The sequence below is a fragment of the Pantoea phytostimulans genome (assembly GCF_046118715.1).
Taxonomy (GTDB): domain Bacteria; phylum Pseudomonadota; class Gammaproteobacteria; order Enterobacterales; family Enterobacteriaceae; genus Pantoea; species Pantoea phytostimulans.
In genome coordinates this window covers 2,613,372-2,633,838 of record NZ_CP173698.1, presented here as the reverse complement: position 1 = coordinate 2,633,838, position 20,467 = coordinate 2,613,372, and the positions used below count along the sequence as shown (strand labels likewise).

The 20,467-nt window shown below is 51.5% G+C and carries 16 protein-coding genes; 8 read left to right on the top strand and 8 right to left on the bottom strand.

Annotation, left to right across the window (positions count from 1 at the left end; genetic code table 11):
* Window positions 1–82: 82 nt before the first annotated feature.
* Window positions 83–3,913, top strand: a complete 3,831-nt coding sequence (gene yhdP, locus ACF2G4_RS12230; RefSeq protein ID WP_409074895.1) for an AsmA2 domain-containing protein YhdP — start codon at window positions 83–85, stop codon at window positions 3,911–3,913.
* 64 nt (window positions 3,914–3,977) lie between these two features.
* Window positions 3,978–5,423, top strand: a complete 1,446-nt coding sequence (gene tldD / locus ACF2G4_RS12225; RefSeq protein WP_215845456.1) for a metalloprotease TldD — start codon at window positions 3,978–3,980, stop codon at window positions 5,421–5,423.
* A gap of 33 nt (window positions 5,424–5,456) precedes the next feature.
* On the opposite strand, the gene aaeR is transcribed toward tldD, so the two are convergent.
* Entirely contained in the window at window positions 5,457–6,374 is a 918-nt protein-coding gene (gene aaeR / locus ACF2G4_RS12220; protein WP_409074894.1) for an HTH-type transcriptional activator AaeR, read from the bottom strand.
* A 245-nt stretch (window positions 6,375–6,619) separates the two neighbouring features.
* Here aaeR and aaeX point away from each other — a divergent pair, with 245 nt between their 5' ends.
* The 5 genes from aaeX (at window position 6,620) to ACF2G4_RS12195 (ending at window position 11,617) form a co-directional block, all read left to right on the top strand.
* Window positions 6,620–6,823 (top strand): p-hydroxybenzoic acid efflux pump operon protein AaeX, encoded by a 204-nt coding sequence (gene aaeX / locus ACF2G4_RS12215; RefSeq protein WP_031375118.1) that lies wholly within the window; start codon window positions 6,620–6,622, stop codon window positions 6,821–6,823.
* A gap of 7 nt (window positions 6,824–6,830) precedes the next feature.
* Complete coding sequence (aaeA, locus tag ACF2G4_RS12210) at window positions 6,831–7,763, top strand: p-hydroxybenzoic acid efflux pump subunit AaeA (protein ID WP_215845458.1); 933 nt, start codon at window positions 6,831–6,833, stop codon at window positions 7,761–7,763.
* A 5-nt stretch (window positions 7,764–7,768) separates the two neighbouring features.
* On the top strand, window positions 7,769–9,721 hold the full coding sequence (gene aaeB / locus ACF2G4_RS12205) for a p-hydroxybenzoic acid efflux pump subunit AaeB (RefSeq protein WP_243078836.1): 1,953 nt from the start codon (window positions 7,769–7,771) through the stop codon (window positions 9,719–9,721).
* A gap of 112 nt (window positions 9,722–9,833) precedes the next feature.
* Window positions 9,834–11,288: an NAD-dependent succinate-semialdehyde dehydrogenase gene (locus ACF2G4_RS12200; protein WP_409074893.1), complete on the top strand. Its 1,455-nt coding sequence runs from the start codon at window positions 9,834–9,836 to the stop codon at window positions 11,286–11,288.
* A 59-nt stretch (window positions 11,289–11,347) separates the two neighbouring features.
* Entirely contained in the window at window positions 11,348–11,617 is a 270-nt protein-coding gene (locus ACF2G4_RS12195; protein WP_215845460.1) for a hypothetical protein, read from the top strand.
* 59 nt (window positions 11,618–11,676) lie between these two features.
* On the opposite strand, the gene yhcN (ACF2G4_RS12190) is transcribed toward ACF2G4_RS12195, so the two are convergent.
* From yhcN (ACF2G4_RS12190) to argR, 4 genes are all read right to left on the bottom strand, one after another.
* Complete coding sequence (gene yhcN / locus ACF2G4_RS12190) at window positions 11,677–11,940, bottom strand: peroxide/acid stress response protein YhcN (RefSeq protein WP_215845461.1); 264 nt, start codon at window positions 11,938–11,940, stop codon at window positions 11,677–11,679.
* 97 nt (window positions 11,941–12,037) lie between these two features.
* Window positions 12,038–12,304, bottom strand: a complete 267-nt coding sequence (locus ACF2G4_RS12185) for a YdgH/BhsA/McbA-like domain containing protein (RefSeq protein WP_215845462.1) — start codon at window positions 12,302–12,304, stop codon at window positions 12,038–12,040.
* A 92-nt stretch (window positions 12,305–12,396) separates the two neighbouring features.
* On the bottom strand, window positions 12,397–12,660 hold the full coding sequence (gene yhcN / locus ACF2G4_RS12180) for a peroxide/acid stress response protein YhcN (protein ID WP_215845463.1): 264 nt from the start codon (window positions 12,658–12,660) through the stop codon (window positions 12,397–12,399).
* A gap of 486 nt (window positions 12,661–13,146) precedes the next feature.
* Window positions 13,147–13,617 (bottom strand): transcriptional regulator ArgR, encoded by a 471-nt coding sequence (gene argR, locus ACF2G4_RS12175; protein ID WP_215845464.1) that lies wholly within the window; start codon window positions 13,615–13,617, stop codon window positions 13,147–13,149.
* 430 nt (window positions 13,618–14,047) lie between these two features.
* Between argR and mdh the strand changes: the two genes are divergently transcribed.
* Complete coding sequence (gene mdh / locus ACF2G4_RS12170; RefSeq protein ID WP_215845465.1) at window positions 14,048–14,986, top strand: malate dehydrogenase; 939 nt, start codon at window positions 14,048–14,050, stop codon at window positions 14,984–14,986.
* Window positions 14,987–15,065: 79 nt separating this feature from the next.
* On the opposite strand, the gene mscM is transcribed toward mdh, so the two are convergent.
* The 3 genes from mscM to rsgA form a co-directional block, all read right to left on the bottom strand.
* A complete protein-coding gene (gene mscM / locus ACF2G4_RS12165) occupies window positions 15,066–18,401 on the bottom strand; it encodes a miniconductance mechanosensitive channel MscM (RefSeq protein ID WP_215845466.1) in 3,336 nt (1,111 codons plus the stop codon).
* A 14-nt stretch (window positions 18,402–18,415) separates the two neighbouring features.
* The gene (asd, locus tag ACF2G4_RS12160; RefSeq protein WP_215845467.1) at window positions 18,416–19,315 is read right to left on the bottom strand and encodes an archaetidylserine decarboxylase; all 900 of its coding nucleotides are present in this window, start codon (window positions 19,313–19,315) and stop codon (window positions 18,416–18,418) included.
* 86 nt (window positions 19,316–19,401) lie between these two features.
* Window positions 19,402–20,448: a small ribosomal subunit biogenesis GTPase RsgA gene (gene rsgA, locus ACF2G4_RS12155; protein WP_409074892.1), complete on the bottom strand. Its 1,047-nt coding sequence runs from the start codon at window positions 20,446–20,448 to the stop codon at window positions 19,402–19,404.
* Window positions 20,449–20,467 lie beyond the last annotated feature (19 nt).

Here is a 20,467-nt window from a genome sequence, read left to right as displayed (position 1 = left end):
TCATACCGCTTATTTTTGTCTGATGACGGTTGGGTATGAGAATGAATCCTCCGTCATTCGCGGAAGGCAAGGAGAAGTGTGAGTGAGGCAGTTGCCGAGGATCTTGTTACTGCTGGTCGCGACAGTCATCGTGATTGTCGCGCTGCTTGTCAGTGGGCTGCGTCTGGCGATGCCGCATCTCGACAGCTATCGCAGTAACATTTTGCAGTTTGCTTCCAATGCCAGCGGCATGCCGATAAAGGCGAGCAAGCTGCAGGGCAAATGGGAGAACTTCGGCCCAACGCTGGAAATCCACGACCTCAACGTAGACATGAAGGACAGCGACAAGCTGGCCATTGCCCGGGTTAATCTGGCGCTGGATGTGTGGCAATCTTTGCTGCATTGGCGCTGGCAGTTCCGCGATCTGACCTTCTGGCAGCTGCATCTCGACAGCAACCGCCCGCTGCTGGCGAGTGATGAACAGAAAAATAGCTTCAAGCCAGCCCAAATCAACGAACTCTTTTTGCGCCAGTTTGATCACTTCGATCTGCGCGACAGCTCAATACGCTTTCTCACCCCTTCAGGCCAACACGCCGAACTGGCGATCCCTAAGCTCACCTGGGTAAACGAAAAAACGCGTCACCGCGCCGAAGGTGAAGTCAGTCTTTCCAGTTTTACCGGCCAACATGGCGTGGTGCAGGTGCGCCTCAATCTCAACGATAGCGAAGGTTTACTTAACGACGGGCGCATCTGGATGCAGGCGGACGACGTAGATGTACGGCCATGGTTAGGACGCTGGATGCGCGATAACACGCGTCTCGACAGCGCGCGCTTTAGCCTTGCGGCATGGGTTAATTTGCGTGAAGGCGAAATCTATGCAGGTGATTTATTGTTGCGCAAAGGCGGCGCGCGCTGGCAGGGCGAAGGGGGGCCGCATCAGCTGCAGGTTGATGGTCTGACTGCACATCTTTCACGTTATCAAAATGGCTGGGCGGTGAATGTGCCGCAAACCAAACTCAGCACCGATGGTATAGCCTGGCCTGCGGGACATTTCGCGTTGCTGTGGCGACCTGAAGACAAACAATTGCTGGGAGCGAATCAGCAGGCTGAAGTGCGCGTCCGTGCGACGCAGTTAAATTTAGAGCACATTGCGCCGCTGGTGCCGCTTTTTGCGCCGTTATCGCCAGCCTTGTTCGATAACTGGCGCGCCGTGCGACCGCAAGGCATCATTGAAGGACTGGCACTGGATATCCCGTTACAGCAGCCAGAAAATACCCGCATGCAGGTAAAATGGCGCGATTTTAGCTGGCAACACTGGAAGCTGTTGCCAGGGATCAGCAAGCTGAACGGTGAAGCACGCGGCAGCCTGGTGAATGGTCAAGTGAAAGTGGATATGGGCCGTGCCAATGTGCCGTATGGCGACATGTTCCAGGCTCCGCTGGAAATTGATCACATCAGGGGGTCAATGAGCTGGCTACGTGATGATCATGGATTGACCCTGGATGGCAAAGATCTCGACGTGCAGGCACGTTCGCTCTGGGCGCGTGGCGGGTTCCGTTATCAACAGAACAGTGGCAGCGAGCCACGCCTGGATATTCTTGCTGGCATTAACCTGACCAATGCCGGAGATGCATGGCGCTATTTCCCGGTTCCGCTGATGGGGCATAACTTAACCCATTATCTCAGCGGTGCGATTAAAGGCGGCAAGGTGGACAATGCCACGCTGCTGTTTGCCGGTAATCCCAAACTGTTCCCGTTCAAACATAACGATGGCATGTTCCAGGTTTGGGTGCCGCTGCGTCAGGCAACGTATGCTTTCCAGCCTAAATGGCCAGCTATCAATAATCTCGACATCGATCTCAACTTCATCAATGACGGTTTGTGGATGAATGCGCCAGCCGCAAAGCTGGGCGACGTTAATGTTCGCAATATCAGCGCTATTATTCCTGATTATCTCAAAGAGAAGCTGATTATTGATGGCGACGTAAGCGGCGAGGGCAGCCAAATTGCTGACTACTTCCAGCAAACGCCGTTGAAAAGCTCTTTGGGCGCGGCATTAGAGCAGTTACAGATTGGCGGCAATACACGCGGCCACCTTAATCTGGATATCCCGCTGAATGGCAAACTGGTGCATGCCAGCGGTAACGTGGTAATGAATAATAACTCGCTACATATCAAGCCGCTCAACACGACATTGACCAACCTGACGGGCCGATTCCGTTACAACAACGGTAATTTAGACAGTGAGGAAATGCAGGCGAACTGGTTTGGTCAGCCGCTGGGCGTCACTTTCAGCACCAAAGAAAATCCAGACGATTTTGGTGTTAACGTCAAACTGTTGGGCGACTGGCAGCCGGGCAAAATCACGCAAATTCCACAGCAATTTCGTAGCCAGCTCGGCGGCCATTTGCCATGGCAAGGCAATGTTGATATTACGCTGCCGCATAAAGGCGGCGCACGTTATGAGATTGGGATTAAAGGCGAAGCGAAAGAAGTAAGTAGTCGCTTACCTGCGCCGCTGGATAAAAAAGGCGGCGAAGCGATGCCGATCACTATCAAAGCCAGCGGTGATCTGAAGCGTTTTGAACTCAGTGGCAGCATTGATGAGCGCCATCGCTTTAACAGCCGGTGGTTGCTGGAACCGCAGTTGCGCGTTGATCGCGGCATCTGGCTGAATGATGCGAAACGTACACCCGCGCTGCCTGAAAACACCGGCATGGTGTTGAACTTACCGGCGCTGGATGGCGAAGCCTGGACGGCGTTGATGGCCGGTAGCAGCGACGGTAATGGCGGCACTAAAACGACGCAAAGTGCGCGACAAGTTGGCGGTGCGACTATTCCTGGCAACATCATTCTACGTAGCCCAGCGGTCAAGCTGGCGGGACAGCAGTGGCACGATATTGATGCGACGCTGGCAGAAAATGCCAACGGTAATACGCAGGTTTCAGTAAAAGGTAAAGAAATCCAAGGGCAACTGGCCATATCACCTTCTGCGCCATGGCAGATTGCACTCGATTACCTTTATTACAATCCACAGTGGGGTGATAGTCAGGCGAAAAGCGCGTCACCGTTGTCGCAGCAATCCAGCCAAATTAATTTCAGTGGCTGGCCGGCGTTACAACTTCGCTGCAGCGAGTGCTGGTTAATGGGGCAAAAATATGGCCGCATGCAGGCCACGTTGCAACCTAAAGGTGATACGTTAGCGCTTACTAACGGTTCAGTGGACACGGGTAGCTCAAAACTCAACATTCAGGGTGAATGGGTAAACCGACCTAACGACCAGCGCACTTCACTAAAAGGCACCCTGAAAGGCCAAAACATCAATAATGCGACCAACTGGTTTGGGATGAACACGCCGCTGCGCGACGCACCGTTTAACATCGATTACGATCTGCACTGGCGTTCAGCGCCGTGGCAGCCTTCAGAGAAAACGCTGAGCGGCACGTTAAAAACGCATTTCGGCAAAGGCCAAATCGCTGATGTGAATACCGGTACCGCCGGTCAAATTCTGCGGCTGTTCAGCTTTGACGCGCTGCTACGCAAGCTCCGCTTTGATTTCAATGACACCTTCAATCAGGGATTCTATTTCGATTCAATTAATGGCACCGCATGGATTGAAAATGGCGTGATGAGAACGGATAACCTGCTGGTGGACGGGCTTGAAGCGGACATTGCCATGCAAGGCAAGATGGATTTAGTGCAGCGTCGCATTGATATGGAAGCGGTGGTTGCGCCGGAAATTTCCGCCTCGGTCGGCGTTGCGGCGGCATTTGTCGTGAATCCGGTGGTGGGTGCCGCGGTATTTGCCGCCAGTAAGGTATTGGGACCACTATGGAACAAAATATCGCTGCTGCGTTATCACATCAGCGGACCGCTGGATAAACCGGAAATCAATGAAGTGCTGCGCAAACCGCGTGAAAACGGCACCAAGTGAATTTGACGCCGTACCGGAATTGCCGCAGGCTATGATTATCCGAGCACATAATGAGTGAGAAACGATGACTCTGAACCTGGTAAGTGAGCAGTTGCTAACTGCTAACAGCATTAATCAGCAGGACCTTTTTTCCCTGTTAGGGCAGCTTTCAGAACGTCGTCTGGATTATGCCGATCTCTATTTTCAGTCCAGTTTCCACGAATCCTGGGTGCTGGAAGACAAAATCATTAAAGATGGCTCCTACCATATTGATCAAGGTGTTGGCGTGCGCGCGGTTAGCGGTGAGAAAACCGGTTTCGCCTATGCTGACCAAATCACTTTGAATGCGCTGCGTCTGTCGTCTGAAGCAGCACGCAGTATCGTGCGTGAGCAAGGTGATGGCAAAGCGCATACGCTGTCAGCGGTGATAAACCGCTCGCTCTATGCACCGACTAATCCGTTGGATAGTCTGACGCGTGAAGACAAAATTGCACTGCTGCACCGTGTTGACCAGGTTGCGCGTGCTGCCGATGCGCGCGTGCAGGAAGTCAGCGCCAGCCTGAGTGGTGTTTACGAGCAAGTGCTGGTGGCCGCAACCGACGGTACGCTGGCGGCGGATGTCCGTCCGCTGGTTCGTCTTTCTATCAGTGTTCAGGTGGAAGACAACGGCAAGCGCGAGCGTGGCTCAAGCGGTGGCGGTGGTCGCACAGGTTATGAATTTTTCCTCGCCGATGAAAACGGTGACGTACGTGCTGATGCCTGGGCGCGTGAAGCGGTACGCATGGCGTTAGTTAATCTTTCTGCCGTCGCCGCACCTGCTGGCACCTTGCCGGTGGTGTTGGGCGCAGGCTGGCCGGGCGTGCTGTTACACGAAGCTGTTGGACATGGTCTGGAAGGTGATTTCAACCGCCGCGGTACGTCTGTGTTCAGCGGTAAAATGGGGCAACTGGTCGCCTCCGATCTCTGTACCGTGGTTGATGACGGCACGATTGATGGCCTGCGCGGTTCGCTGGCAATTGACGATGAAGGTGTGCCTGGCCAATACAATGTGCTGATCGAAAACGGCGTGCTGAAAGGTTACATGCAGGACAAGCTCAATGCGCGCTTAATGGGTGTGAAGCCAACCGGCAATGGTCGACGTGAATCCTATGCGCATCTGCCTATGCCGCGTATGACAAACACCTACATGCTGGCGGGTAAATCTACCCCGCAAGAGATCATTGAAAGCGTTGAGTACGGCTTGTATGCGCCAAACTTCGGTGGTGGTCAGGTCGATATCACGTCCGGGAAATTTGTGTTCTCAACGTCGGAAGCCTATCTGATTGAAAAGGGTAAAGTGACTAAACCGGTGAAAGGCGCGACGCTGATCGGTTCTGGCATTGAAGCTATGCAGCAGATTTCCATGGTCGGTAATGATCTGGCACTGGATAAAGGTGTTGGCGTTTGCGGTAAAGAAGGCCAAAGCCTGCCTGTTGGCGTAGGTCAGCCCACGTTGAAACTCGACAAGCTCACCATCGGCGGCACCGCCTGATGTGTTAAAAACAACCCGCCACCCGGCGGGTTGTTAGCTTTTACGGTGCTGCTGATACTGCTCGGCGACCTGTTCAAAATACTCTGTCAGATAATCGATACAGACCTGTACCTTAAGCGGCAGTTTATCTTTTTCGGTATATAACGCATAAACCGGACGCGGATCGGATTGATACCGCGGAAATAAAATATCGATCTCGCCTGCTTTAATCTCTTCAATCACCCACATCATTGGCACGTAAGCGATGCCATTGCCCGCTTTTAACCAGCGAATCAACGTCAGTGAATCATTAGTGACGAAACGTCCCTGCGGTGATAACCGCGTAACCAAACCTTCTGGGGCGATTAACTCGAAATTGTTGTCAGGCCGCACGCTGTATTCCAGCCAGGCAAAGTTATCGATATCGCTGGGTTTTTCCGGCGTTCCCTGCTGCGCCAGATAACTTTTTGCTGCACAGACCACCATTGGCATAGCGCCAAGGCGGCGGGAGAACAGGCTGGAATCTTTCAATGCACCGACACGAATCACTAAGTCCAGCCCATCCGCTATTAAGTCTGGCGCGGGAATACCGGTGACCAAATTAACGCTAAGCCCGGGATATTCACGCAGCATATCGCTGGTCATGCCGGCGAGAACGTTCTGCGCCATGGTGGATGAACTGCCGATGCGCAGTACACCAATGGGCGTATTATTGAAGGCATAAAGCTGCTCATGAACCTGCATCGCTTCTGCCAGCATACGGCGACAGCCTTGATAATAAATTTTTCCTGCTTCAGTCAGTCCAATACTGCGCGTGCTGCGATTAAGAAGTTTAACCTGCAGCTCATCTTCCAGTTTCGCAACAATTTGACTGATAGACGAAACGCTAAGATGAAGTTGACGTGCAGCGGCGGTAAAAGAACCCATTTCAACCACTTTGGCGAAAATGGACATGCCTTTTAGTCGTTCCATTGTTTACTCTGGCTAAAAAGTGATTTAGATCACATTCGGTAGAAAACGTATAGTCAAGCGCGTTACTATATGCGCGCCGGGGTATTACCCGGTGATTCTTCATTGCCTGATATCACCCGATGATACGCTATTATTAAGCCATCCGTGGTTCGGATGTGGTGTTCAGCTGTTTGTTATCTTCGATAACATTAATGGGTTCAATTAGGCAACGGATTATCCCGGCAAGGTCGAACTAAGGATTTCTGATGAGTGTGCTTCCGGTATTTGTCATGTTTGGGCTCTCTTTTCCGCCCGTTTTCATTGAACTGATTATTTCACTGATGCTGTTCTGGTTGGTGAAGCGTGTGCTGACGCCCAGCGGTATTTACGATCTTGTCTGGCATCCGGCACTTTTTAATACAGCACTTTACTGCTGTGTGTTTTACCTTGTATCCCGTCTATTTGTCTGAGGTTTAAGTGAAAACGCTCATAAGAAAAATCGCGCGTTACGCGATTACCATTCTGTTAGTCATCATCGCAGTCATCATCATTTTTCGCGCTTGGGTGTTTTACACCGAATCGCCGTGGACGCGTGATGCCAAATTCTCAGCCGATATCGTAGCGATCTCACCCGATGTCACTGGTTTGATCACAGATGTCCCGATTCACGACAACCAGTTAGTGAAGAAGGGTGACACGCTGTTTGTGGTGGATCGCCCGCGCTATCAAAAGGCGTTGGATCAATCCCAGGCGGATGTTGAGTATTATCAGGCGTTGGTCAGCGAAAAACGCCGTGAAGCTGGACGACGTAATCAGCTGGGCACTTCTGCGATGTCGCGTGAAGCGATTGATCAAGCCAACAACGATCTGCAAACCAGCGAGCATCAGTTAGCGAAATCCATTGCTACGCGCGATCTGGCGAAAATTGATCTCGACCGCACCACGATCAAGGCACCGTCTGACGGTTGGGTAACCAACCTTAACGTTTTTGAAGGTGAATACATCACGCGCGGCTCAGTCGCGGTGGCGCTGGTGCAGCAACATTCGTTCTATGTGCTGGCATATCTTGAAGAAACCAAGCTGCACGGCGTTCAGCAAGGTTTCCGCGCAGAAGTCACACCTTTAGGCAGTAACGTGGTGTTACGCGGCACGGTAGACAGCGTTGCCGCGGGTGTGACAAACAGCAGCAGTTCGGTAGATACCAAAGGTATGGCAACCGTGGATTCAAATCTTGAATGGGTACGTTTGGCACAACGTGTGCCGGTACGTATTCGTCTCGATCAGCAGCCCGGTAATCGTTTCCCGGCGGGCACCACCGCAACAGTGGTTATCACCGGAAAAGAGGATCGCCAACATACCAATGCCTCGCCGATGAGCAAGCTGTTCAATCGCCTGCGTGAGTTCGGTTAAGGGTTATGATTGAGTTTCTGCGTTTCCCGGTAAAGCTCAGTTTCGCGCTGGTCGCAGCGTTGATGATCGGCTTTCACCTCAATCTTGAAACGCCACGCTGGGCGGTGATGACCGCAGGGATTGTCGCTGGCGGCACCGCCTTTGCTGCAGGTGGCGATCCCTATTCTGGCGCGCTGCGCTATCGCGGCATCCTCCGTATTATCGGTACTTTCATTGGTTGTATCGCTGCGCTAACCATCATGATTGCGACCGTGCGTGCGCCGGTGGTGATGCTACTACTGTGCTGCATCTGGGCCGGTTTATGCGTTTGGCTCTCCTCGCTGATTAAAGTTGAAAATTCTTATGCGCTGGGATTAGCCGGGTATACCGCGTTGATTATCGTGGTTACTGCGGATGCCAGCGGCGGCCTGACGTTAGCACCGCAATATGCCGTAGAGCGTTGCAGCGAAATCGTTTTAGGGATCTTGTGTGCGATCCTCGCCGACATGATCTTCTCACCGCGATCGATTAAAAAAGTGATCGATCAGGAAGTTGATTCACTGCTGGTGGCGCACTACAAATTGCTGCAACTCTGCGTTGCACATGGTGATAAAGAAGAAGTGGATAAAGCGTGGGCCGCCTTGGTGCGTCGTACCACTGCACTTAACAGCATGCGCAGCCAGCTGATGATGGAATCTTCGCGCTGGCAGAACGCTAATCGCCGCCTGCAAATGCTGAATACCTTATCGCTGACGCTGATTACCCAAGCGGCGGAAACGTTTTTGATACAAAACGCCCGACCAGATTACATCGCGCCGCAGTATCGTTTGCTGATTGAAAAAGAGGTTGAAAGCGTCGAAGACGTGCACCAGCGTATGAAGATTATGCGTCGGGTGCTGGGCGTCAGCAGTAAAACCTCGCCGCTCACGCTGGCGAGCTGGGTCGGCGCAGCCACAGAATATTTGCTGTTGATCAACGGCATCAGAAGTAATAGTCGTATCACCGCGCTGGAAGAGGAGATTTTACAGCGTGAGGTAGTGATTCAGGCACGATCAGCAGAAACGCATCATGCAATGATCAACGGTATCCGTACCTTTGTAGCAACGGCGCTGGGCTCGTTGTTTTGGCTCTATACCGGATGGACTTCTGGTAGCGGCTGCATGGTGATGCTGGCAGTCATTACCGCGCTGGCGATGCGTATGCCAAATCCGTTGATGATGGCCAAAGACTTTCTGTATGGCATGACGGTGGCGGTGCCATTGGGTGCACTCTACTTTATGTATGTGTTGCCGGGCACCCAGCAAAGCGCGCTCCTGTTGTGTATTGCCATTGGATTGCTGGGTTTCATCGGCGGTATCTTTGTTCAGCGACGCCAGTTGGGTACGCTGGGTGCGCTGATCGGCACCATCAACGTGCTGGTGCTGGATAATCCGATGCAGTTCGAGTTCAACGTTTTCCTCGATAACGTGCTGGGCCAGGTCATTGGTTGTTTTGTGGCGATGATGGTAATTCTGCTGATTCGCGATAAATCAAAAGAGCGCACCGGCCGCAAATTATTGAACCGCTTCATGTATGCAGCCGTATCAGCGATGACCACCAATCAGGCACGACGTCGTGAAAACCACCTGCCTGCGCTCTATCAGCAACTCTTTCTACTGTTGAATCTGTTTCCTGGCGATATAGATAAGTACCGCATCGCGCTCACGTTGATTATCGGTCATCAGCGTCTACGTAATGCCGAAGTGCCGGTTAATGCTGACTTATCGGCCTATCATCGCCAGCTTCGCTATACCGCTGATCGAGTGATCTCTGCCAGCAGCGATGACAAGCGGCGTTATTACTTTGAGCGTTTGCTGCAAGAACTGGATGTTTATCAAGAAAAATTGCAGCAGTACGAAGCGCCAGCTAGCGTCACTGAGCCGGTAAAACGGCTGGCGCTGATGTTAAGTAAATACCAGAATACGCTCATCCAAATCTGAAACTGGCCGCTGCGTACCGCAGCGGCCTGCGCAATACCATTCCTTCATAAAACCTGTCGCTTTTGCCAACTATACTTTCTTAACGGAAAGTGAAACTGACAGGAGCGAATCAATGAGTACTTCACTACAAGACAGCGAACTGTTTCAGACCGGCTACCTGGCTGATGGCAAATGGCATCACGCTGCCGCCACCTTTGACGTGACCAATCCCGCTACAGGCGAGGTAATAGCGCAGGTCGCAAAAGCAGGGAAAAGCGAAACCGAACAGGCGATTGCTGCGGCTGAACGCGCCTTTCCTGCCTGGCGAGCGCAAACGGCTAAAGCCCGCGCAGACATTCTTAATCGCTGGTATCAGCTGATGATTGAGAACAAACACTGGCTTGGTCAGCTAATGACGGCTGAACAAGGTAAGCCTGTAAAAGAAGCCGAAGGCGAAGTGGAATATGCCGCCAGCTTTATTCAGTGGTTTGCTGAGCAGGCCAAGCGTGCAAATGGTGAAATTATTCCTCCGGCCAAAGCGGGATCGCGCATTCTTGCTACACGTGAACCGATTGGTGTGGTGGCCGCTATCACGCCATGGAATTTCCCCATGGCAATGCTGACGCGCAAGCTAGGCCCCGCACTGGCAGCGGGCTGTACCGGTATTATTAAACCCGCAAATAACACGCCGTTGAGTGCGTTTGCCTTGCTGGCGTTGGCAAAAAAAGCGGGCGTGCCGGATGGCGTATTGAATGCTGTCGCTGGCGACACACATGCTATCAGCGACGCGATCATGGCCAGCAAAGTGGTGCGCAAGATCTCTTTCACCGGCTCCACGGAAGTCGGCAAGCTGCTGATGCGTAACGCCGCCGAAACCATGAAAAAAGTGTCGATGGAGCTGGGCGGCAACGCGCCTTACATCGTGTTTGATGATGCAGATATTGATGCAGCGGTACAAGGCGCGATAGCCAATAAGTTCCGCAATGCCGGGCAGGTCTGCGTCAGCGTCAATCGCTTTTATATCCATAATGCCGTTTACGACCGCTTTGTTAACCAACTCGCCGACGAAGTGAAAAAACTCAAAGTAGGCAATGGCATGGAAGAGGGTGTGATTGTTGGACCGTTGATTGAGTCTTCAGCGGTAGAGAAAGTAGAACAGCATGTTAAAGACGCGGTAGCGAAAGGCGGCAAAGTACTGGTGGGAGGAGAACGTCACGCATTGGGTGGCAATTTCTGGCAACCCACGGTCATTACTGAGGCGCATGAAGGGATGAAACTGGCACAGGAAGAGACGTTTGGTCCTGTGGCAGCATGCTTCCGCTTTGATGATGAAGATGACGTTATTCGCCGCGCTAATGACACAGAGTTTGGCCTGGCTGCCTACTTCTATACGCAGAATTTGCAGCGCGTTTTCCGCGTTTCAGCCGCGCTGGAAAGCGGCATGATTGGTATTAATGAATGCGCGGTATCAACTGAACTGGCGCCGTTTGGCGGCGTTAAAGAGTCTGGATTGGGGCGCGAAGGATCGGTGCTTGGCATGGAAGAATATCTGGAAATCAAAGCGCTGCATCTGGGCGGTCTGAACTAGTTTCATCACTACGGACGACGAAAGCGGTCGTCCGTAGTGGGAGGATGGGAGCTGTCCGCATGAAAAACGAGTGTTTTGACTTTAATGAGATCGTTGATCAGGCCCATTTCTTTCGCCAGTTCAGCGAGCGTTTTGCTTTGGAAGATCGGCGTATCTGCGATTTGGATGGATTATGGGAGGTTGTTACGGGTGAAATACTGCCTATGCCGCTACACATCGAATTTGTGAACTTAGGCAAGGGACAGAAAAGACGCTACGGCGCGCTAATTTTATTATTTGATGAAGCAGAAGAAGAGCTGGAAGGTCAACTCCATTTCAATGTCAAATAACAACGAAAAAGGGCCCCGACGAGCGGGGCCAAAGGGTTCGTCAAGAAACTGACGAGGAATTATTTATAGAGCTCAGCGGTGAGGTGATAATTGTCACCGGTACGTGCTTCAATCACTTTATAAGCGCTGGCACCTTGCTCATCGGCTTTCTGAGAAAGCTGCGCACGATAATCCATTGGTGCGCCAGCCGTACCACTAATGGTGATGGTTCCCGCAGGCTGCATATTTTGTGCTTGCTGTTCAGTCACTAGCTGGGCAGCAGATGCGCCAAAAGCGATAACTGAAAGCAGGCTAACTGTAGCGATGGTTGCTTTGATTTTCATAATTCGTCTCCTCATTACAATCAACAACCTGCGGAATTCAAAGATGAAGCGGGTCGTCGATATGTGTCAGGTGTCGTTTAAACACCGGTTCGGTTAATTATTTATACAGCTCAGCTGTCACGTGATAGGTGTTGTCTTGATTGTTCTCGATAACACGATAGTGGCTGGCACCTTGCGCATCGGCTTTCTCAGAAAGCACTTCACGGATATTCGTCTGATCACCATCACGACCACTTACGGTAATGGTTTGATTCATAGGCTGTAGAGTCTGCGCCTGTTGATTTGAAACCAAGCTGGCAGCGCTAGCGCCAAATGACAGAACAGAAGCCAGACTTAATACGGCAAGGGTTAATTTGGTTTTCATGATTCACTCTCCTGAAATTTGAGGTGGCAACCCGAAGTGCATATGCGCGCTTCAAAAAGGCCGCCCGTTATCTGTTGTCTTATCGCCTGAACTTAGTTGTAAAGTTCAGCCGTCGCGTGGTAGTTGCCGTTGTTGTAAGCCTCAATCACACGATAGGCTTTTGCGCCTTGCTGATCGGCTTTATCACTCAGCTTCTGGTTGATATCCATTGGCGAGCCAGCGACACCGCTAACACTTATGGTGCCAACGGACTGCAAATTTTGCGCTTGCGAAGTATTGATAGAATCAGCTGCAACAGCACCAAATGACAGGGCAGATAGAATACTCAGGGTGGCGATAGTGGTTTTAACGTTCATATATATTTCCTCGTCGTCTGTTTTTATCTTTTTGTTTGTGTGATTCGCATCACGAAAACAAGTATAGAACTAATAACGGAAGAAATTAATACTCTGCTAATAATGTTTTTTTGCGATTCTTTATCCTTATGACATATTTTAATAACCTTAAGTTATAAAAAGTGGTTATAAAATGAGCTTGGGTGGTTAATTTCACGTTAAAACAGTGACATGCATCACTTTGTCTTTTTGTGCGAAAAGTAATGGTCGATATGGCTACAGGTTGATTTAGATCTGGGTAATGACGCTAAGTCTGTGATGTAAAGCAGTGTAAAATAGCGCAAAAGGTTAAGTTGGCGCAAAGGTTTAACCATTTTCGCGCAGCGCTAAATATGAAGCAATTTAATTTCAATGTACTGAATTTTAAGAAAAAAATTGAGTTTCTTGTGTAACAGAGAGAAAAGAACGCGTAACCGGCAGGTTAACTGCCGGCAGCCAAAGCGGGGTTTATAGCTCTTGTTCGAATAAAACCAGAATAGCGTCGTGCAGTTGTTTAACTGTGAAGGCGCGGGCAGGGGTGATAAAGATGGTGTCATCACCTGCAATAGTGCCAAGAATACCTTCTGATTTTCCTAAGGAGTCCAGCAAGCGTGCAATCAACTGAGCCGCGCCGGGACTGGTATGAATCACCACCAGCGCATCGTTGTAATCGATATCCAGCACCAAATTTTTCAGTGGACTGGTGGTGGTGGGCACGCCTAATTCTGCAGGTAAACAGTAAACCATCTCCATTTTGGCGTTGCGAGTACGCACTGCGCCAAACTTGGTGAGCATACGAGAAACCTTTGACTGGTTAATATTCTCGAAGCCTTCATCCTGCAGCGCCTGAACAATCTCGCCTTGGGAACTGAACTTTTCTTCTTTTAATAAGGCTTTAAAGGCCTTAATCAGATCGTCTTGTTTGGATGGGTTTCGCATAGGTTACCAATAAAAAAGGGGAATAACCGGGATTCAGCCCACGGCAGAGCGATGATTATGCATTTAAATGAATTTTTATTCAATTGGTTAGCAAGTGAGCTATCTGAAGCGGCCAGCGGGCGTGGATAATAGCAAAGATTTTTGTTCAGACCAAAACCGCGCTTTATGACGCATCAGGGCAAAGGTTGCAAAGTTGTTATACTATTGGAGATGTAGCAACAGATAACGAACACAGCCGTTCTCTGTCTGCAGACGGCGAAGTTGTCGGTCATTCAGGTAATGAGATGATAAGTAATTATTGAATCCGGAGATTAAGCGCGTTAGCACGTAGAATGAGCGCGGATAATCGTCATCGCCTGAGCTGTTGATTAAGGTCTGACTCAGATGGAATTTCGGCTCTTCTCTGCCCCACCTTAATAAGGAGTCACGAATGAAAGTTGCCGTCCTCGGTGCTGCAGGTGGCATTGGCCAAGCGCTCGCACTCTTACTCAAAACGCAGCTTCCTGCGGGTTCAGAACTCACCCTTTATGATATCGCCGCGGTTACGCCTGGCGTCGCTGTCGATCTCAGCCATATTCCTACTGCGGTAAAAATTCAAGGTTTCAGTGGAGAAGATGCCACGCCAGCCCTGACAGGCGCTGACGTAGTATTAATTTCTGCAGGTGTTGCACGTAAGCCTGGCATGGATCGCGCTGACCTGTTTAACGTCAACGCGGGCATTGTCCGTAACCTGATTGATCAGGTTGCTCAAACTGCACCTAAAGCGTTAATTGGCGTCATCACTAATCCCGTCAACACTACGGTAGCCATTGCCGCTGAAGTGCTTAAAAAACATGGCGTGTATGATAAAAACCGCCTGTTTGGTGTCACTACGCTCGATATCATTCGCGCCAATACTTTTGTTGCTGAACTAAAAGGCAAATCACCGGGCGATATTGAAGTTCCGGTCATCGGTGGGCATTCGGGCGTGACTATTCTGCCGCTGCTGTCACAGGTTAAAGGCGTCAGCTTTAGCGATCAGGAAGTCAGGGACTTAACCAAACGCATTCAGAATGCAGGTACTGAAGTGGTAGAAGCCAAAGCGGGTGGTGGTTCAGCAACGTTATCCATGGGACAAGCGGCAGCGCGCCTTGGCTTGTCACTGGTACGCGCCTTACAAGGCGAAGAGAACGTGGTGGAATGTGCCTATGTCGAAGGCGATGGGGAATATGCGCGCTTTTTCTCACAACCGCTGCTGCTGGGGAAAAATGGCGTCGCTGAACGCAAGCCATTGGGTAACTTAAGCAGTTTTGAGCAGCAGGCACTGGATGGCATGTTAGAAACCCTGAAGAAAGATATCGCGCAGGGTGAAGAGTTTGTGAAGCAGTAAGCGTAAGTGTGAGATAAACAGGAAAACGCCCGGCTTAACCGGGCGTTTTTGTTTGCTCTTTGTCCCTACAAACCTTTTTCTACAAACCACCTGATTTGAAATTACGTGACGCGGGCGCGCCATTGGTCGCTGGCGCTTTCTTGCCCAACGTTTCCATTCGCATCTGGAATGGAGGGAAGGGCATTTCAATGCCGTGCTGGTCAAAGCCTTGCAGGATGAGCTGATGCAATTCATGGCGCAGCGGCATGCGATGCCCCATCTCAGCGGCATGAACACGCAATTCAAACAGTTGAATGCCCTGCTGTAAATCAACCAGGAATGCTTCTGGTGGTGGAGTATCCAGAACATAACTGCAGCGCTCGGCGGCCTGTTTCAAAATGGTCGTAACCTCTTCACTGCTCACTTTCGCAGGCGCTGGAATGGTTAACACCACACGTGTTACTGAATCTGACAAGGACCAGTTAACAAACTGCTCGGTAATGAACGCTTTGTTAGGCACGATAATCTCTTTGCGGTCCCAATCGGTAATGGTGGTCGCACGGGTATTGATTCGGGTAATGCTGCCGGTGAGATCGCGAATTGTCACGGTATCACCGATGCGAATAGGTTTTTCAAACAGAATAATCAGGCCAGAAATAAAGTTGGCGAAAATCTCCTGCAAACCAAAGCCCAATCCAACACCGAGTGCGGCGACCAGCCACTGCAGTTTCGACCACTCAATACCAATCAATGAGAAACCCAGCAGGCCACCAATTAACAGCAACACATATTTGGTTAGCGTGGTAATGGCGTAACCGGTGCCAGGCGTAAGATCAAGGTGTTGTAGCAGAGCCAACTCCAACAGTGCGGGCATATTACGTACCAGCTGCGTGGTGATAATAAACACCAGGATCGCAATCAATACTGAGCCAAGCGTGATCGGTTGAATGCTCTCGACGCCTTGTATAGAAGTGTTCACATCCCACAGACGGATATTCTCAAGGAAGCCGAAGGCCGAATGAATTTCTGACCACAGGACAATCACCGAAACCAAAGCAATCAAGGTGAGAATAGAACGCACCAGCCGCAACGATTGCGCACTAATGGCATCAAGATCAATGACCGGTTCTTCTATCTCAATCGCATCCACATTTTGCGCGCCTTGCTCTTTCTCTTCTTCGCTGCGTGCGCGGTTTGCCAATATATCGGCACGGCGTGCGCGGGCACGATCAAAGCCGAGGCGACGGCGCTGAATCAACATCCAGCGACGAATAATGTGGTAAATGATCAACAACAAGAACCAGATCGCTACCGAGGTTTCCAGACGTGCCAACAGCGCCTGCGCGGTCGCCAGATAACCAATCGCCGAGGCGAGGGCGGCGAGCAGGGGGATCGCAATCATCAAATTCCACAACACGCGGTTAATGATGTTTTCGCCGTTGCCTTCTTTATCCAGATGTAACGGAATACCGGCGCGTTTCAGGCTAACGGTAACCAGGCTGATTGCACCACAGATCAGGATAAAACAGAGGCGGCCTAGCGAGGAGGAGAACTGGCGATCCTCGAGGTTGCTAAAGGCGATCAGCAACATAATCAGCGGCACAATCAGGCCGATACTCAGCGAGTAATAACGCATTGCGCGCGCCACGCGGCTCTGGGGCCAGCGGAAGTGCACAATGAACAAACCGTTTTTACGTGCAAACGCAGCGCTGATCATAAACGCCCACAGCAGCGGCAGCGTGGCGGTAATGCCATCGCCAATCGCAACTGCGATCGGATAAGGCCAGGCATTTTGCAAACCATATCCCAGTGCGCCCCATAATACCGGCAGCGGTAACGCCACCAGAATCGACCAAAACACGGTGCGAATCGTCAGGCGAAAACGATCCTGCGTTACCTTGCCGACTTTGCTGGCAGAGCGATCAAGGAAGCCGTTGAAATGACGGCGTGAACTAATACTGAAACCCACCAATAAAACCGCGCCGATAATAGGCAGCACCGTGGCACGGCTGGTAAACATCATCGCCAGCGCTTTGCCGAGCTGGCCTAAGGTGTCGAGCGACAGCAGACGCGACAGATCCTTAGCCAGCTCCAGCGGATAACTCAAACTAATGGGGCTGACGTCGGCAGTCCAGAAAAGGTAGCGATGTGTCGCGTCTTTGACTTCTGTTAACGCATCCTGAAGCTGCGTGTTAGCGACCTTCAGCTTGGTGATTTCAAGGATCAAGGTATCGCAGCCGGAGATCAGCGAATTCAGCAGTTCGCGCTGGGTTTTCAGCTGCGCATCAAGAATACGTTTTTGATCATTGGTGAAAGGCTGTCCATCGGCCTGATGCGCTTTACGCAACGCATCCTGACGTTCCAGCAAATCTTCATAATAGAGGCGCTGCACCCGCAGCTGCGCCATCTCGTTATCAATCTGTTGGGACTTCGGCATCTCCGGTAAGCGGGCAACCTGAGCACGTAACGCTTCGCCCAATAAGCTCGATGCACCCAGCCATTGCGACTGCTCGCGTAACGTGGTGAGCGCCTGACGCACCTGAATAATTTGATTGGTAGCCAGTCGCTGTTGCGAAGCCACCAAATCCATACGCTGCGCCTGCTGATTCAGCGCACCGGAAAGATCGCGGTTAACCCGGAACTGATCGCTGATTGATGGCGGGAGATCGCCACTGTTTTCCGCCAACTGCTCTGTCCGCGCTAACGCCAGTTCAGCTTCGCGCTGGCGCTGGTCGTTGAGCTGATTACGCAGTAACTGAAGATAGTTATCTAACTGCGCGGCTTTGCGTTGATGCGCATCCGCGCGCATGCGTGCCAGCTCCTGGCGATTATTGGCTGACAACTGTGCCAGCTCTATCTCATCAACGCGCGCTTTGTTCGCGGCATTTTCTGCCTGACGTGCGGCCAATTGCGTCTGTGATTGCGGCGTGGTGCCGCCGTTGCCTGCGCTTTGCAAACGACGCTCACTTTCAGTCATGGCGCGACGCGCTTCTGTCTGATCCTGCGGCAGTTGAGAGAGGGAGTCACTGATTTCACGCGCGCGATCTTGTTCCTGCTGAGCCTGCCGTCCCTCTTCCAGCAACTGGCTGCTGACCTGCAGGATCTCTTGATCCAATTCAGCGCTGCTCATCGTCGTTCGAAGGGTTTTAGGACTGTCGTTTAGCGAGGCAATTTGCTGGCGTATTTCACGGGAAAGGCGCGGGAAGTCATCAATAACTTGCTGATACTGCCGGGCCCGTTCCAGTGATTCATCACGTTCAGAAAGGGAATTTAGCGCAGCTTCAAGCGACTGAATCTGTTCCGCCTGTGCCGGAGAGCTTTTAGCGGCTTTCGCCTCTTCCAGCTGCTGTTTTAAAGAACTGGCTTCCGGAACGCTGGCCGCCAAGGCTGAGGTGCTGAGCCACAGGCTCAGCAGCAAGAAGAGGATCGAACGCAAAGGGAACACTCAATTTAGTCGACGATAACGTCAGAAACGTGGGGCGCCATCGGTAGCGTCATCGCCAGCGGTTGGCCCAAACGTGTTTTACTTTCAGCTTCCAGGCTTTCTGCCAGTTTTATGCGGCCTGGTGCGAACAAGTTAATGACCGTCGAGCCCAGCTTGAAGCGGCCCATTTCCTGACCTTTCAATAACACCACTGCGCCTTCATCATCAGCCGCAGGATAGTGCCAACGTTTAATCACACCTTCACGCGGCGGCGTAATGGTACCTGCCCACACGGTTTCAATGCTGCCGACAATGGTGGCACCCACCAGGATCTGCACCATTGGGCCAATATCCGTCTCGAAATAGCAGATGACGCGCTCGTTGCGAGCAAAAAGATTGGTAATGTTGCGCGCGGTAAGCGGGTTTACTGAATAGAGATCGCCAGGCACGTAAATCATTTCGCGCAGGATGCCATTGCACGGCATATGTACACGGTGATAATCACGCGGTGCCAGATAAGTCGTTACAAACTCGCCATCGCGGAACTTCGCCGCCATCTGCTCATTACCGGCCAGCAGTGCTTCGAGGGTGTAATGATGGCCTTTAGCCTGAAAAATCTGATTGCCATCAATATGGCCAAGCTGGCTAATTGCGCCATCGGCGGGCAGGGCGATCAGGTTTGCATCAAGGTCAATCGGGCGCGCGTCATCTTTCAACGGGCGAACAAAGAAATCGTTGAAAGTGCGATAGCTAGCGGTATCAGATTTGCGCGCTTCCGCCATGTCAACTTTGTAGAACCAGACGAAGATGTCGATGACCAGTTTGGTCAACCAACCACCGCGGCGACTGGCGCCCCAACCGGCAAGTTCAGTCAGCCATTTTTTCGGGAGAACATGATTCAAGCCGAGTTTTAAACGATCAAACACCTTAGCCTCCTGGCTATTTATCGTGACGTTAAGAAAAATGGGGGCGGATTGTAGCAGCGCCCCGGTCAGATGGCGAATACCGGCCGTTATTCTTCGCTGGCGAAGTTTTTACGCGTCTTTACCTGCGCCATGCTTTCCAAAATGCGGTGATAGTTCTCGAAACGGGAAATGTTAATTTTACCTGCTTCTACCGCTTCGCGGATAGCGCAACCCGGATCGGTGTCATGCTTGCAATCACGGAATTTGCAATCGCCAAGAAACTCACGGAATTCGACAAACCCACGGGTGATTTGTTCCGGCTCAAGATGCCATAAACCAAACTCGCGCACGCCCGGTGAATCGATCACATCGCCGCCATTGGGAAAGTGATACATACGTGAAGCGGTGGTGGTGTGCTGGCCGAGGCCGGAGGCATCTGAAACATCTTTGGTCAGAATGGCCGTTTGCTCTCCGCGATCAAGGCCGAGCAGCGCATTCAGCAGGCTGGATTTACCCACACCCGATTGGCCGGCAAAAATGCTGACGCGATCGTTCAGCGCTTCCTGCAGTTCATCAAGGCCGTTTTTTGCCCGACTGGACACCATCAACACGCGGTAGCCAATCTGGCGATAGATATCCATCTGCTCATCAACAAAGGCGCGTGCCTTTTCGTCCAGCAGGTCGGTTTTGTTCAGCACCAACAGCGGCTCAATATCCAGCGTTTCACTGGCGACCAGATAACGATCGATAATGTTAAGCGACAGCTCTGGCAGAATCGCCGAAACAATAATGATTTGATCGATATTGGCAGCGATGGGTTTTACGCCATCGTAAAAATCGGGACGGGTCAATACGCTGGTGCGTTCATGCACCGCTTCGACGATCCCTTTGCCACCGCTGTGGGCAGGACGCCATAAAACGCGATCGCCGGTCACTAATGAACGGATGGTGCGGCGAATGTTACAACGATGGGCGATGCCCGCACTGTCTTCGACGTCGGCATGCATCCCGAAACGGCTGACCACCACGCCATCAGCAGCTTCACCAAACAGATTGTCGTCAGCTTCCGGGCGATCTTTCCGCTGATTAAGACGACGATCGTGGTTAGCACTTACGCGACGTTGTTGACCTTTCGACAGTTTATTTTTGCTCACTAACCCTCACACGGCTTTC